Origin of the sequence: Mucilaginibacter sp. 22184, from assembly GCF_052045695.1 — a bacterium.
Classification (GTDB): domain Bacteria; phylum Bacteroidota; class Bacteroidia; order Sphingobacteriales; family Sphingobacteriaceae; genus Mucilaginibacter.
Window position 1 is genome coordinate 105,181 of record NZ_JBQEPI010000007.1, and the last position, 14,327, is coordinate 119,507.

The 14,327-nt window shown below is 42.4% G+C and carries 15 protein-coding genes; 7 read left to right on the forward strand and 8 right to left on the reverse strand.

The window, feature by feature from the left end:
• Positions 1–12: 12 nt before the first annotated feature.
• The 4 genes from rpsK to rplQ all read left to right on the forward strand — a co-directional run bounded on the left by rpsK (position 13) and on the right by rplQ (position 2,897).
• A complete protein-coding gene (rpsK, locus tag ACTJKG_RS16410; RefSeq protein ID WP_172337935.1) occupies positions 13–402 on the forward strand; it encodes a 30S ribosomal protein S11 in 390 nt (129 codons plus the stop codon).
• 67 nt (positions 403–469) lie between these two features.
• On the forward strand, positions 470–1,078 hold the full coding sequence (gene rpsD / locus ACTJKG_RS16415; protein WP_076377381.1) for a 30S ribosomal protein S4: 609 nt from the start codon (positions 470–472) through the stop codon (positions 1,076–1,078).
• A 95-nt stretch (positions 1,079–1,173) separates the two neighbouring features.
• Positions 1,174–2,166: a DNA-directed RNA polymerase subunit alpha gene (locus tag ACTJKG_RS16420; protein ID WP_166095847.1), complete on the forward strand. Its 993-nt coding sequence runs from the start codon at positions 1,174–1,176 to the stop codon at positions 2,164–2,166.
• A gap of 137 nt (positions 2,167–2,303) precedes the next feature.
• The gene (rplQ, locus tag ACTJKG_RS16425) at positions 2,304–2,897 is read left to right on the forward strand and encodes a 50S ribosomal protein L17 (protein ID WP_172337936.1); all 594 of its coding nucleotides are present in this window, start codon (positions 2,304–2,306) and stop codon (positions 2,895–2,897) included.
• Between the two features lie 419 nt (positions 2,898–3,316).
• Here rplQ and ACTJKG_RS16430 read toward each other — a convergent pair whose 3' ends face one another.
• Positions 3,317–3,853 carry a GNAT family N-acetyltransferase gene (locus tag ACTJKG_RS16430; protein WP_440739840.1) on the reverse strand — a complete coding sequence of 179 codons (537 nt, stop codon included), beginning with the start codon at positions 3,851–3,853 and terminating at the stop codon, positions 3,317–3,319.
• Positions 3,854–4,281: 428 nt separating this feature from the next.
• Between ACTJKG_RS16430 and dnaK the strand changes: the two genes are divergently transcribed.
• Positions 4,282–6,192, forward strand: coding sequence for a molecular chaperone DnaK (gene dnaK / locus ACTJKG_RS16435; RefSeq protein ID WP_172337939.1), 1,911 nt, complete (start codon positions 4,282–4,284; stop codon positions 6,190–6,192).
• A 236-nt stretch (positions 6,193–6,428) separates the two neighbouring features.
• Here the strand turns inward: dnaK and ACTJKG_RS16440 are convergent, their stop codons facing one another.
• Both ACTJKG_RS16440 and ACTJKG_RS16445 read right to left on the reverse strand, forming a co-directional pair.
• Entirely contained in the window at positions 6,429–7,331 is a 903-nt protein-coding gene (locus ACTJKG_RS16440; RefSeq protein WP_440739841.1) for a nucleotidyltransferase family protein, read from the reverse strand.
• 100 nt (positions 7,332–7,431) lie between these two features.
• Positions 7,432–8,547: a M42 family metallopeptidase gene (locus ACTJKG_RS16445; protein ID WP_172337942.1), complete on the reverse strand. Its 1,116-nt coding sequence runs from the start codon at positions 8,545–8,547 to the stop codon at positions 7,432–7,434.
• A 340-nt stretch (positions 8,548–8,887) separates the two neighbouring features.
• Between ACTJKG_RS16445 and ACTJKG_RS16450 the strand changes: the two genes are divergently transcribed.
• A complete protein-coding gene (locus ACTJKG_RS16450; protein WP_440739842.1) occupies positions 8,888–9,697 on the forward strand; it encodes a DUF6340 family protein in 810 nt (269 codons plus the stop codon).
• Here ACTJKG_RS16450 and ACTJKG_RS16455 read toward each other — a convergent pair.
• From ACTJKG_RS16455 to ACTJKG_RS16465, 3 genes are all read right to left on the reverse strand, one after another.
• A complete protein-coding gene (locus ACTJKG_RS16455; protein WP_172337944.1) occupies positions 9,687–10,100 on the reverse strand; it encodes a GNAT family N-acetyltransferase in 414 nt (137 codons plus the stop codon). The genes ACTJKG_RS16450 and ACTJKG_RS16455 overlap by 11 nt on opposite strands.
• A gap of 63 nt (positions 10,101–10,163) precedes the next feature.
• Complete coding sequence (locus ACTJKG_RS16460) at positions 10,164–10,385, reverse strand: WapI family immunity protein (RefSeq protein WP_440739991.1); 222 nt, start codon at positions 10,383–10,385, stop codon at positions 10,164–10,166.
• Complete coding sequence (locus ACTJKG_RS16465; RefSeq protein WP_440739843.1) at positions 10,372–10,608, reverse strand: WapI family immunity protein; 237 nt, start codon at positions 10,606–10,608, stop codon at positions 10,372–10,374. Before ACTJKG_RS16465 ends, ACTJKG_RS16460 begins: the two co-directional genes overlap by 14 nt.
• 119 nt (positions 10,609–10,727) lie before the next feature.
• Here ACTJKG_RS16465 and pruA point away from each other — a divergent pair, with 119 nt between their 5' ends.
• Positions 10,728–12,365, forward strand: a complete 1,638-nt coding sequence (pruA, locus tag ACTJKG_RS16470) for an L-glutamate gamma-semialdehyde dehydrogenase (RefSeq protein WP_440739844.1) — start codon at positions 10,728–10,730, stop codon at positions 12,363–12,365.
• A gap of 129 nt (positions 12,366–12,494) precedes the next feature.
• Here the strand turns inward: pruA and can are convergent, their stop codons facing one another.
• Together can and ACTJKG_RS16480 are read right to left on the reverse strand one after the other, a co-directional pair.
• Entirely contained in the window at positions 12,495–13,157 is a 663-nt protein-coding gene (gene can / locus ACTJKG_RS16475) for a carbonate dehydratase (RefSeq protein ID WP_172337947.1), read from the reverse strand.
• Between the two features lie 96 nt (positions 13,158–13,253).
• Positions 13,254–14,000 carry a YoaK family protein gene (locus tag ACTJKG_RS16480; RefSeq protein WP_172337948.1) on the reverse strand — a complete coding sequence of 249 codons (747 nt, stop codon included), beginning with the start codon at positions 13,998–14,000 and terminating at the stop codon, positions 13,254–13,256.
• Between the last annotated feature and the right edge of the window lie 327 nt (positions 14,001–14,327).

Below are 14,327 nucleotides of genomic sequence, written 5' to 3' on the forward strand. Positions count from 1 at the left end.
AAAATTAAAAAAATGGCTAAGAGCAAAAAAGTAACCAAAAAGCGTATTGTAATTGTTGAGCCAGTAGGCGAAGCACACATCAACGCTACTTTTAACAATATCATCATCACCCTTACCAACAAAACCGGTCAGGCTGTATCATGGTCATCAGCTGGTAAAATGGGTTTTAAAGGTTCAAAAAAGAACACCCCTTATGCCGCTTCACAAGCTGCTGCCGATTGCGGTAAAGTAGCTTATGACCTGGGCTTACGTAAAGTTGAAGTATTTGTAAAAGGTCCGGGTGCAGGTCGCGAGTCGGCTATCCGTACTTTGCAAACTGCAGGTATTGAGGTTACTACTATCAAAGATATCACACCGCTTCCGCACAACGGTTGTCGTCCTTCAAAAAGAAGAAGAGTTTAATTAACAAATTTTTTAAAGCTAAGATTCAGCAGTTACAGGCTGCCTGATACTTTAAGAACACACAAAAATGGCTAGATATACAGGACCAAAATCCAAAATTGCACGTCGTTTCCGTGAGCCGATCTTCGGTCCGGATAAAGCGTTAGAACGTAAAAACTATCCACCGGGAATGCACGGTGCCTCAAAAAGAAGAGGAAAACAATCTGAGTATTCAACTCAGTTACAGGAGAAACAAAAAGTAAAATACACTTATGGTGTGTTAGAGCGTCAGTTCGAAAACTTGTTTCACCGCGCATCAGCTAAAGAGGGTATTACAGGTGAAAACTTGTTGAAATTCTTAGAAGCTCGTTTAGATAATGCTGTTTACCGTTTAGGTATTGCTCCTACACGTTCTGCAGCCCGTCAGTTGGTTAATCACAAACACATTAACGTTAATGGTGCTGTGGTAAACATCGCTTCATACGCTTTAAAAGCTGGTGACGTGATCTCTGTACGTGAAAAATCTAAATCATTAGAAGCTATCACTACATCAGTAGCCGGAAGAAGAATCAATAAATACAGCTGGTTAGAATGGGATGCTAACGCCTTAACAGGTAAATTCCTAAACTATCCTAACCGCGACGAGATACCTGAGAATATCAAAGAAAACCTAATCGTCGAGTTGTACTCAAAATAATAACGATAATTATCTATGGGGTGGTTGGCATTTTATGTCAACCATTTTCGTGGTTTAAATCAATTCAATTAGTAAACAATAAATAAAGGATATAAATGGCAATTTTAGCATTTCAAAAACCAGACAAGGTTATCATGCAGAAAGCAAATGATTTCGATGGTACGTTTGAGTTTCGTCCGTTAGAACCAGGCTTCGGTGTGACCATTGGTAATGCTCTGCGTCGTATCTTACTTTCATCACTCGAAGGTTATGCCATCACTTCTGTTCGTTTTTCGGGAGTTACGCATGAGTTTTCAACCATCAAAGGTGTTGTTGAAGACGTAACCGAGATCATTCTGAACCTGAAACAAGTACGTTTCAAAAAAACAGGTGAGTCTGGTGATTCTGAAAAGATATTCGTTATCATAAATGGCCAGGACGCTTTTAAAGCCGGAGATGTTACTAAATTCTCTAATAACTTTACTGTTTTAAACCCTGATCTGGTTATCTGTAATATGGACTCGTCAGTAACGCTTGAAATTGAGCTTACTGTAGGTAAAGGCCGTGGTTACGTAGCAAGCGAAGAAAATAAAAACCCGGATGCTAACGTTGGTGTAATAGCTATCGATTCCATCTTTACGCCTATTAAAAACGTAAAATATACTATTGAAAACTATCGTGTTGAGCAAAAAACCGACTATGAAAAATTAGTTCTGGATATTGCTACCGATGGATCAATTCATCCGGAAGACGCGTTAAAAGAAGCAGCCAAAATCCTGATCCAGCACTTTATGCTGTTCAGCGATGAGAACATGATGCTGGAAGCACAGGCTAAAGAAGAAACTAAAGAAGTTGACGAAGAGATCCTGCACATGCGCAAGATCCTGAAGACTGAATTGGTTGATCTTGACCTTTCTGTACGCGCATTAAACTGCTTAAAAGCTGCCGACATCCGCAGCCTGGCCGACTTAGTATCATACGATGTTGCTGATATGTTAAAATTCAGAAACTTTGGTAAAAAGTCATTAACTGAAATTCAGGACCTGGTTAAATCAAAAGGCTTATCTTTTGGTATGAACCTGTCTAAATTCAAGTTAGACGAAGAATAAAAATTTAAAAAGTGAGGCTGAACAGCTGTTCAAGCCTCACTTTTTTATTTATATAATAACAAACAATTAGCGAAGGCATAATTCCGAAGGCTTGATCTGATCGCCGGACGGTATGCACGTGAAATAATTTAATAACAATGAGACACGGAAACAAAAACAATCACTTAGGCCGTACTACCAGTCACCGCAAAGCGATGCTGGCTAACATGGCAACTTCGCTTATTTTACACAAGCGTATCACTACAACATTAGCAAAAGCAAAAGTTTTACGCGGTTATGTTGAGCCACTTTTAACAAAATCAAAAAACGATACTACTCACTCTCGTCGTACAGTGTTTAGCTATTTACAAGACAAAGACGCGGTTACTATCCTGTTCCGCGAAATTGCCGAGAAAATTGCTACACGCCCAGGTGGTTACACCCGTATCGTGAAGTTAGAGAACCGTTTAGGCGATAACGCTGAAATGGCGATCATCGAATTAGTAGACTACAACACTGTTTACGGTGTTGACACTGCAGCTGCGGCTAAAAAATCAACACGTCGTCGTGGTGGTTCAGGTGCTAAAGCAAAAGCAGCGCCAGCTAAAGAAACTGCTGCTCCTGTTGAAGAAGCAAAAGTTGTTGAAGAAGAAGTTAAAGCAGAAGCCCCAGTTGCAGAAGCTACTGAAACTCCAGCTGCTGAAGCTCCTGCAACTCCAGAAGCAGAAGAAAACGCAAAAAAAGGAGAATAATTTTAAATCCCTTAATACGAAAGGCCCTGCTCATTTGAGCAGGGCCTTTTTTGTTGCTTATAAATTGATAGTCAAAACCTTTATCACTAACTTGATTTATAATTAGGTAGTGAGCTGTGTACCTTATAGTAAAACCGGAGCCAAAAACTAAATTAGAGAGAAAAATGAAAACCAATTTTGGAAAACCTATTAAGAGAGAAGAAATGAAGCAAATTAAGGGTGGTATCGGTATTGGATGCGGTATTGCAGGAAATAGTGGAAAGTATTGGACTGAGGGATGTTGCCATGGGCTGTATACCTGCCCGGTTTCTACCCTCTGTGTAACCTCCCCGGATAATTGCTTAAATTAATATCAGTAAAGTAATTAAATCACCATTACCTACCTTTGAGGCAATGGTGATTTATTGACCCGATCAAAGTCAAGATCCAGAAAGTGGTCTCCCCAATCTATAAGTCAATAACCCATCCACATCATCTACCTGCTTAAATCCGCATTTGTCCATCATTTTTCTTGATGGCAGGTTATCAGCAAAGGTGCGTATAATGATAGCCTTGACTGCCTCATGACCGAAGGCCCATTGTATCATCGTTCTCAGGGCTTCGGTAGCGTAGCCTTTGTTGTGCTGGTTGGCATCGATCATATAACCGGTTTCTATCTCACCTTTTTCGTTGGGTTCGCCGCCAAATCCCATTTCTCCGATGGAGGTATTTGTATCCTTAAGCACTATCTCCCAGTTGGTGTACCATTTATATTGTTGCGGATACTCCAGCGTTTTAGGGAGCCAGAAATTGATCATGGCGTCATCTATTTCGTGCTGATAAAGCGGATCTATCAACATGGCAGATGGATTGAGGTCCAGGGACAGTTCCATAGCCGGCCTGTCAGTATGCATTAGTTGCAATTGCTGGTGTGTTAACGGTATCAGTCGCAACCGTTCAGACTCGATAAAAAACATGTAATTGTGGAATTAAATAACAATAGAAAAACTGTTCTCTTTTAGAAAGTGAATGTCAAGCTTTGTATACAAAGCTTTTGTTATGCAATTCCAGGCAGGATAATATGCCCGTTAATGGTGTTAAGTAACAGAGGCGTTTATTTAATAATGCAAAGATATATAATCTAAAACCTTTTACAGTATTGACCATTCTCCTTTAACCTTTAACCTTTAACCTTTAACCTTTAACCTTTAACCTTTAACCTTTAACCTTTAACCTTTAACCTTTCTGCCTTCAGCCTCAATTTCTGCCAACCTGTCACCAATGTGTATAGCATTTCTGACGCAATATTTGTCATCCTGACTATATGCACTGCCAAATAGCTATTGGCACAAACGTTGATAAATAGCTGTAGTTAGTAAAATATTAAATCAAGTAAAACAATCATATGTCTAAAATAATTGGAATCGACTTAGGAACAACAAACTCCTGCGTAGCTGTAATGGAAGGTAATGAGCCTGTAGTTATTGCGAACAGCGAGGGAAAACGTACTACGCCGTCCGTAGTAGCTTTTATTGACAACGGCGAGCGTAAAGTTGGCGATCCTGCAAAACGTCAGGCCATCACCAACCCTACAAAAACCATATCGTCAATTAAACGCTTTATGGGTAACCAGTTTAACGAAGTTACAAGCGAAGCTGCCCGTGTACCTTACAAGGTAGTAAAAGGCGACAACAACACTCCGCGTGTTGAAATTGGCGACCGTAAATACACTCCGCAAGAGATCTCGGCCATGATCCTTCAAAAAATGAAGAAAACCGCTGAAGACTTTTTGGGTACCGAAGTAACTGAAGCGGTTATTACCGTACCAGCTTACTTTAACGATGCTCAACGTCAGGCTACTAAAGAAGCTGGCGAAATCGCGGGTTTAAAAGTACGTCGTATCATTAACGAACCTACTGCCGCCGCCTTAGCTTATGGCTTTGACAAAGCGCACAAGGATATGAAAATCGCGGTATTTGACTGCGGTGGTGGTACGCATGACGTATCTATCCTGGAGTTGGGCGACGGTGTATTTGAAGTAAAATCAACCGATGGTGATACTCACTTAGGTGGTGACGACTTTGACCAGGTAATTATCGACTGGTTAGCTGATGAATTTAAAAACGACGAAGGTATTGATCTGCGTAAAGATCCAATGGCTTTACAACGTTTAAAAGAATCAGCAGAAAAAGCTAAAATTGAGTTATCAAGCTCTGCACAAACAGAAATTAACTTACCATACATCACTGCTGTTGATGGTATGCCAAAGCACTTAGTTAAAACTTTAACCCGTGCTAAATTTGAGCAACTGGCAGATAGCCTGATCAAACGTACTATTGATCCATGTAAATCAGCTTTGAAAAACGCTGGCTTAAGCACATCAGATATCGACGAAGTTATCCTGGTGGGTGGTTCAACCCGTATCCCTGCTATACAGGAAGCTGTTGAAAAATTCTTTGGTAAAGCCCCTTCAAAAGGTGTTAACCCCGATGAGGTTGTTGCTATTGGTGCTGCTATTCAAGGTGGTGTATTAACCGGTGAAGTGAAAGATGTGTTGCTGTTAGATGTTACCCCACTTTCATTAGGTATTGAAACTATGGGTGGTGTAATGACCAAACTGATTGAGTCAAATACAACTATCCCAACCAAAAAATCAGAAACATTCTCAACCGCCTCTGATAGTCAGCCATCTGTTGAGATCCACATATTACAGGGTGAGCGTCCAATGGCTTCGGGTAACCGTACTATAGGTCGTTTCCACCTGGATGGTATACCACCAGCACCTCGCGGTGTGCCTCAGATCGAAGTAACCTTTGATATTGACGCGAACGGTATATTACATGTATCTGCAAAAGATAAAGCAACCGGTAAAGAGCAAAAGATCCGTATCGAGGCTTCTTCAGGTTTAACTGATGCCGAGATCAAAAAGATGAAGGACGAAGCTGAAGCTAACGCTGATGCCGACAAAAAAGCAAAAGAAGAAGTTGAAAAACTGAACGCTGCTGATGCCCTGATCTTCTCGACAGAAAAACAACTGAAAGAGTACGGTGACAAAATTTCAGCCGACAAAAAAGGCCCTATCGAAGCTGGTTTAACCAAGTTGAAAGAAGCTTATGCATCTAAAAACTTTGACGCTATTGAAACAGCTCAAACCGAACTGAACGCTGCATGGGCAACCGCATCTGAAGAGATGTACAAAGCCTCTGCCGAAGCAGGTCAGCCAGGTGCCGAAGGTGCTCCGGGCGCAGGTCCGCAGGATCAGGGCGACACCGTAACCGATGTTGACTTTGAAGAAGTAAAAGACGATACAAAATAATTTAAGTGTTGTTGAATAATAAAAAGCCCGGTCAGGATTTTCCTGAACCGGGCTTTTTTTATTTTCTAAAATACGTCATTGCGAGCACAGCGTGGCAATCCCCAATAAGCAGATCCGCTCTGTAAGTAGGGGATTGCCACGCTGCGCTCGCAATGACGCAGTTGAGGTGAGTGAGGAGGGTATAAAACAAAAAATCCCGCACAAGGCGGGATTTTTTTAATATTGGAAAGAGATAATTAATCCCAGAGTTTTGACGGATAGGTACCGTTATTTACCAGCTCTGATATGCTTTTTTGTACAATAGGTTTGTCCTCTTTATAAGTTACACCAAACCATTTAGAGCCGGTTGGGATAACTTTAAATGAAGCCTCACCACTTTTAATCAGCTGATCAGCCGCCAATGGTATAAAGAACTCCGATTTGGGGTTGTTTTCATTAGCTTCAACAAATTGTTGAAACATGGGTAGGCTTTGCTTAAATATAGCAGGTGTAAAGCCCCAGAAATTCATAGATACACGTGTATCATTTGGCAGGGCGTGCTCGCCGGTAGCATCTTTGTAAGCTACGCTGCCGTCTTCTTTAAAGTAAACCTCGGTACGTTCGTTGATCTCTACCATGTTACCTGCATCATCAACTTTGCAAACACCGCGCGATACAGAGCCATAGTCAGACAGGGTTCTGTCAATCTGGTAGCCTATCAGCGAGTAAGTGTCATCAGAAACTTCGGTGGTTAAAAATTTAGCCATTTTTTCGAAGGAGTCATAACCGTAAAAGTCATCGGCGTTGATCACACAAAATGGTTCATTGATCTGGTTGCGTGCGGCAAGTACCGCGTGGGCAGTACCCCAGGGTTTGGCACGTTCAATTGTTTTATCAATGCCGAAAGGGGCTAAATCAAAGCTTTGAAAAACATAATCCGTTTCGATACGGCCTTTAAGCTTGGGTTCAAAAATAGCCTTAAAATTATCGGCGAATTCTTCACGGATAATAAAACTAACTTTCCCAAAACCCGCTTTTATAGCATCGTAGATAGAATAGTCGATAATTGTTTCTCCATTGGGGCCAAAGCCGTCAACTTGTTTCATACTGCCATAACGGCTGGCCATTCCTGCGGCCAAAATAAGGAGTGTTGGTTTCATAGATATACGTTGGGGTATTTTGAAATAACTATATGCCCTTGCATGAATTTTTTATAGTGAAATCAATCTATTACTCAAATTGTTTTAAAAAAAGCGTTAATTATTTGATATATCTGAAATCCTGACCGGCTTTGATATTCAATAGTGATTCGTAAATAAGGCGTATCACGTTGTCCACATCTTCTTTGTGGATCATTTCAACCGTGGTGTGCATGTACCGTAATGGTAAAGAGATCAACGCTGATGGTACGCCATCATTGGAGTAGGCAAACGCGTCGGTATCGGTACCGGTTGAGCGTGAAGACGCCTGGCGTTGGAAAGGAATATTAGCTTTTTGAGCCGTTTCAATAAGTAGTTTATTTAAGTTGTTTTGAACCGCGGGAGCGTATGAGACCACCGGACCTTTACCACAAGCCAGATCGCCCTGGGTTATTTTATTGATCATTGGCGTTTGTGTATCATGCGTAACATCAGTTACTATAGCCACGTTAGGTTTTATTTTGTGGGCGATCATCTCTGCACCGCGCAAACCTATTTCTTCCTGTACTGCGTTTACGATATACAGGCCGAACGGCAGTTTTACTTTATTCTCTTTTAATAAGCGGGCAACCTCGGCTATCATAAAGCCACCTGCACGGTTATCCAGGGCACGACCAACATAATAGCGGTCATTCAGAATCGTGAATTCATCTTCATAGGTGATCACGCAACCTACATGGATGCCCAGTTTCTCTACTTCTTCTTTGCTTGTGCAACCGCAATCCAGGAAAATGTTTTTTAAGGTTGGGGCTTCTTCCTTATCACCAGCCTGGCGGGTATGTATTGCAGGCCAGCCGAAAACTGCTTTTACTACACCATTATCCGTATGGATGTTTACCCTTTTGGAAGGGGCTATTTGGTGATCGGAACCGCCATTACGGATCACGTATATCAGGCCATCATTGGTAATATAATTTACAAACCATGATATCTCGTCGGCATGGGCCTCAATCACTACTTTGTAATCAGCCTTAGGGTTGATCACACCTACTGCGGTACCGTAATTATCTACATAATGGGTATCGATATAAGGTTTTAAGTAATCGAGCCATAATTCCTGGCCTTTCCATTCAAAACCAGTAGGAGACGGGTTATTTATATATTTTTCGAAAAATGAAAGAGAGGTTTCGTTTACGATAGGGGTATGCGTTGATGCATCTGATTTTTTTTTAGCCATATTTTCTTTAGCAAACTATGATTATGCAATTAAGCAAATATAACAAAGTAGATGTTAAAGCCCTAAAATACCCTGTCATATTGGAAATAAAAACACGTTTTTATTATTAATTTAATACTAATGTTGCAGCATTAGCGTTTTTTTTTGAAATATGTAAAATTTGTGGCACTTGATTAATTAGTTGTGATTAACTGTATTGTTTACATATAATACAGTGTTAATATTCATGTCAAATTCATTGTAGTTTCGTAATTTTACATCCATCTATAATTTACCCCAGACCGTGAAACTGTTTAAGCTCATTTGCATATTATTTATAATCGGGTTAACCTCTTGTAACGTGGTTCAATACGCTACTGTACCTGTTGATTATGCCCCAAAACTGGTATTCAGAACGGATACCGCCCGTATATTGGTGGTTAATAAACTTACCTTTGATTCCACCCGCCTGAATAAACGTAAAATTGTGGCCCTTAAAGCAGCAGCCTATAGCGCTATAACCGGCGCCGAAAAGGAACTGAAGTTGTTACCAGGTGTTAAAGTTTCCAACCTGATCGATTCCGTATCATTTAGCGCCAATAAAGATTCTGTGAAACATCTGGCGGCCAAATACAAGGCCAACTATATTTTAACGCTCGATGACTTTAACGCGGGCCTGGTGCTGGATAATGTACAGTATGATGGTAATGCTCAAATAGCTTATTACAGCACCAAGGCCAGGGTTGCTTTTACTTTATATGAAAGTAATGGCATCTTCTTTAAAAAGCTCAAAGGGGTAGCTACCGAACCACAGGATGGCAGGTTTGGCTATTCTATTGATGGTGCTGCCCGTAATGCGGCGCTCGATGCGTTGAAAGATTATCTGCCTTATACCATTACCAATTACCGGCCGCTTTATAATCAGGGCGATCTTTTGGCAACATCAGTAAAGCAAATACTGGCGGGCAGGTTCGACCTTGCCTTTAAAATACTCAACCCCATTATTGATGGTCCCGACCTTAAACAGGCAAGCAGGGCAGCTTATAACCTGGCTGTAGTTTATGAGGCCCAGGGTGATATTGACGAGGCGCTTGATCTGGCCAAGTTATCCAATCAGAAACAGCAAAATGACTACGCTACTACGCTGATCGCGGCGCTGATTAAAGAGTAAGGTTTTTCTCCAGGATCTCGTAATCATACCCCTGCCGTGTAAACAGCTGGCCGGTATGCTCAAAGCCGGCATTGATGTAAAAGCTGATTGCCGTTACCCTGGCATTGCACCACAAACGTTTGGCGCCATTGGTACGGGCAAAATCTGTAACATAGGCCAGCATTTTGGTGCCAATGCCTTTGCCCTGAACCTCCCCGTCAACCGCAAACTTGCGAAACTGGTAGTCATCGCCTCTGGCAAACAAAGATATTACGCCTACCACATTATTATCCAGAAAAGCGGCAAAATGCAAACCGTGATTGTCTTCCTCCATTTCCATTTCGTACAGCTTTTGTTCAGGATAAAGCACCTGTCGGCGTAAGCGCCAGGTAAGTTCGGGACGTATTTGTTCTATGTGGATCATGATATATTAAAACTTCTTCAATCCGTTATTGGGGAGTGGTGTAAGTCGTGGGTGCAAAGATAATTACTTTGTTACCGGAAAATATTCAATGATTTTATCAAGTTGCTTTAATAGATGTGGAATATATGTCTGGTCGAAATAAAAATAAGAAGTTAACTTATTTCCATATCCAGGTGCATCGTTGGCTACGCATATAGCATTTAGGTGACCTAATCCGTCCCCTTTAATATCTATTTTTAAATATCCCTCTAATCCTTCAAATTTTGCTGAACTATCTAAATTGATGTATAGGTTTTTTTAATTCCTTTTTAAAGGCCACGAAATCGTGGGTCATAAATTCCCCCCTATATGTTCCAGTAAATACACCGGCTTTGATTTCTATTTTGGTTTTTATCCAGTTTTTATCCCATGAGGTTTCCGAATCATAGATTATAAATTCAACTGGGGTTATTTTTATTGAATCGCCATCGCATTTCAACTCAAAAAATAATTCATCCTGATCTTCCACATCCTAAAAGTATTAATTTTCTCAAACGTTTGTGTTGTATCCATAGCATTTTTGACATTTCCTCAATTCCCCCTTCCCTGCAAAATCCGTATCTTTGCGGCAACATAAATAACCCATCTATGCTTAAAGGATTTTTTAATGTTCCGCCGCCGCAAAATGAGCCTGTTTTAAACTATGGCCCGCGCAGTTTGGAACGTGTAGCGCTTAAAGCCGCCTTAGAGGCTGCCCGTGCTCACCAATTGGATATACCTATGTACATCGGCGACAAAGAAGTACGTACGGGCACTAAGCTCGAGATCCGCCCGCCGCATGATCATAAACATTTACTGGCTACTTTTTCTGAAGGTGATGCCAGTCACGTTACTGCTGCTATTGATGCTGCCCTGGCTGCCAAGGCCGATTGGGAAAATTTACCCTGGGAGCAGCGTGCCGCCATATTTTTAAAAGCTGCCGAACTGATTGCCGGTCCGTACCGTGCGGAAATTAACGCGGCAACCATGTTGGGCCAGTCAAAAAACGCTTACCAGGCCGAGATCGATTCTGCCTGTGAACTGATCGATTTTCTGCGTTTTAACGTGGAGTACATGACCGAGATCTACAAGCAACAGCCACCTGTATCAGGCAAAGGTGTTTGGAACCGTGTGGAGCAACGCCCGCTGGAAGGTTTTGTATTTGCTTTAACGCCATTTAACTTTACAGCTATCGCGGGTAACCTGCCTTCGTCAGCGGCCATGATGGGTAACGTGGTGGTTTGGAAACCGGCCTATACCCAGATATTTGCCGCCAACGTGATCATGAAGGTGTTTAAAGAAGCGGGTGTACCAGCTGGTGTTATCAACCTCATTTATGTTGACGGCCCGGTTGCAGGCGAGGTGATATTTAACCACCCTGATTTTGCCGGTATCCACTTCACCGGATCAACCAAAGTGTTCCAGAATATCTGGCAAACTATTGGTACCAACATTCATAAATACAAAACCTACCCGCGCATTGTAGGCGAAACCGGTGGTAAAGACTTTGTGCTGGCCCACCCAAGTGCCAATGCCGATGTAGTAAGTACAGCGTTGGTTCGCGGTGCTTTTGAATACCAGGGACAAAAATGCTCTGCCGCTTCACGCGCCTATATCCCGGCCTCATTATGGCCTGCGGTAAAAGCCAATGTGCAGCGCGACATCGCCTCGTTTAAAATGGGTCCGGTGGAAGATTTTGAAAACTTTGTTAATGCCGTGATCACCGAAGTATCGTTTGATAAACTGGCCAAATACATCGATGAAGCCAAAGCTGATAAAGGTGTTGAAGTAGTTGCCGGTGGTAGCTATGATAAAACTGTTGGCTGGTTTGTAGAGCCTACTGTGCTAAAAGTAGATGATCCGTACTATGTAACCATGTGCGAGGAGCTATTTGGTCCTGTATTGACCATTTACGTGTACGAGGACGCCAAATTTGATGAGGTGCTTAACATCGTAGATAAAACATCCATCTACGCGCTAACAGGCTCTATTATATCGCAGGACAGATATGCCATTGCCGAGGCTACTCAGCGTTTACGTAACGCTGCCGGTAATTTCTATATTAACGACAAACCGACGGGTGCCGTTGTTGGTCAGCAGCCATTTGGCGGTGCCAGAGGATCCGGAACCAATGATAAGGCTGGTTCTATGATCAACCTGCTGCGCTGGGTATCTCCACGTACTATTAAGGAAACCTTTGATCCGCCGAAGGATTACAGGTATCCGTTTTTGACAAAGGAAGTGTAAGCGCCAGAGTCAAGAGACAAGAATCAAGACGTAAATTTGTCTTTAAATAAAAGAGCCGGGAATTATAATCCCCGGCTCTTCGCATATCATGATATTTATAATTTTAATCTTGTCTCTTGACTCTCTCGACTACTTAAACTTAAACACGTTCTCCATATTATCGTTGTTATAAGTGCTCACGTTCATGTCGCCGATTTTGCCGGTGCTCAGGCTATAAACCCAGCCGTGCACACCCAGTTCCTGGCCGCTTTTCCAGGCATTCTGCACGATGGTGGTTTTACAAAGATTATATACGTTTTCTTTCACGTTAAGCTCTACCAGGCGGTTGCCGCGTTCGGTTTCGTCAGTAATGGCATCAAGTTCATCGGCATGCAGGCGGTAAACATCTTTAATGTGGCGCAGCCAGTTGTCAATCAATCCAAAGGCTTTGTTGCTCATGGCGGCAAGTACACCACCGCAACCGTAATGGCCGGTTACAATCACGTGTTTTACCTTCAATACGTTTACGGCATAGTCCAGTACACTCAGCATATTCATATCAGAGTGAATAACCATGTTGGCAATATTGCGGTGTACAAATATTTCGCCGGGTGCTGTATTGGTGATCTGGTTGGCCGGTACGCGGCTATCGGCGCAACCTATCCACAGTATTGGTGGTTTTTGGCCATTGGCCAGTTTAGTAAAAAAGTCCGGATCGGAGTCTAAGGCGTTTGCGATGAACTGCTTGTTACCTTCCAGCAAACCTTCGTAAGTAATGTGGCTGGTGTCGTGAATGCTTGTTTGGGCGCACATAGGTGTAAATGTTAAAGAGTTAATGATCTAAACCGGCCTGCTTTTATCCGTCCGGAATATCCGGCTGATCTTATGCAGTGCTACCGGCGAAAGAATCTAAACCGGCCTGCTTTTATCCGTCCGGAATATCCGGCTGATCTTATGCAGTGCTACCGGCGAAAGATCGTAATATAAAATGGTAAGCAAAATTAGCGGAATGAAATAAAATATCGCAAAATCATACAAATTAAAAAAGAACCCACCCATGATGCCGCCGAAAAAATAAAAGCCCAGTACGGTGAGGCGCACGTAGATCTTGTTGCGGGTAGTTTCGGTTTTGGCGGTATTGGGATGAAACCATTCAGATACATCGCCGCCCAGGTCAGTGAACAGGCCGGTTAAGTGTGTCGATTTGATGAGCCCGCCGGATATGGTAGATACCAGGCTGTTTTGCAAACCCATGCAAAAAATGATCACGCCGATAACCACTTCACGCTCGGTTTGGGTTTCGCGGTAAAAGTTATGGCCGTAAATAGCCACAAACAGTAGCAGAATGATCTCGATGACAATGGGAATGGAATGTGCCCGGTAGCGGCTTTTATGCTCCAGCGAGTGGACAATAAAGTTAGACATAAATGCCCCGGCAAAAAACATAAGCAGCCATATCAAGAAAACCACAATTTCGCTCCAGTTTTGTTCAACCACGTGCTTGGCCAGGTTGGCCACATGCCCCGTGATATTTGAAGTAAAGGCCAGAAAGGCGATCATGCCGGCCACATTGGTTACCCCAGATACAAAGGCGGTAGATGAGGCCAGTAATAGGTTTTGCTTTAAAGTGCGTGTTTCTTTTGATTGCCTCAGCATAAATATTTTTGCTTGTTGCTTCAGGATAAAAATAGGATAAAAATTGAAGGATTGAGTATGAAGTCAGTAATTTCAATATATGTTATTCAATTTCCAGGCAGATTTTGAAGTTCTGTATAATATCCACGCGTCATTGCGAGCGCAGCGTGGCAATCCCCGATTAACAGAGCCGCTCTGTATAGTTTGGGATTGCCACGCTGCGCTCGCAATGACGTGGGGGATTGGACTTTCCGTCATTAGCAGATGAATAGGGTTGTCGCCTTCAAAAAAAGAACCCCGGCCATTAACAATGAACCGGGGCAAACCAAACATAAACCTCTCCCTTTG

Coding starts and splice junctions, on each gene's coding strand:
- pruA (WP_440739844.1), top strand. CDS start 10,728: ATGCTTAAAGGATTTTTTAATGTTCCGCCGCCGCAAAATGAGCCTGTT.
- rpsK (WP_172337935.1), top strand. CDS start 13: ATGGCTAAGAGCAAAAAAGTAACCAAAAAGCGTATTGTAATTGTTGAG.
- ACTJKG_RS16430 (WP_440739840.1), bottom strand. CDS start 3,853: ATGTTTTTTATCGAGTCTGAACGGTTGCGACTGATACCGTTAACACAC.
- ACTJKG_RS16480 (WP_172337948.1), bottom strand. CDS start 14,000: ATGCTGAGGCAATCAAAAGAAACACGCACTTTAAAGCAAAACCTATTA.
- rplQ (WP_172337936.1), top strand. CDS start 2,304: ATGAGACACGGAAACAAAAACAATCACTTAGGCCGTACTACCAGTCAC.
- rpsD (WP_076377381.1), top strand. CDS start 470: ATGGCTAGATATACAGGACCAAAATCCAAAATTGCACGTCGTTTCCGT.
- dnaK (WP_172337939.1), top strand. CDS start 4,282: ATGTCTAAAATAATTGGAATCGACTTAGGAACAACAAACTCCTGCGTA.
- ACTJKG_RS16420 (WP_166095847.1), top strand. CDS start 1,174: ATGGCAATTTTAGCATTTCAAAAACCAGACAAGGTTATCATGCAGAAA.
- ACTJKG_RS16455 (WP_172337944.1), bottom strand. CDS start 10,100: ATGATCCACATAGAACAAATACGTCCCGAACTTACCTGGCGCTTACGC.
- can (WP_172337947.1), bottom strand. CDS start 13,157: ATGTGCGCCCAAACAAGCATTCACGACACCAGCCACATTACTTACGAA.
- ACTJKG_RS16440 (WP_440739841.1), bottom strand. CDS start 7,331: ATGAAACCAACACTCCTTATTTTGGCCGCAGGAATGGCCAGCCGTTAT.
- ACTJKG_RS16445 (WP_172337942.1), bottom strand. CDS start 8,547: ATGGCTAAAAAAAAATCAGATGCATCAACGCATACCCCTATCGTAAAC.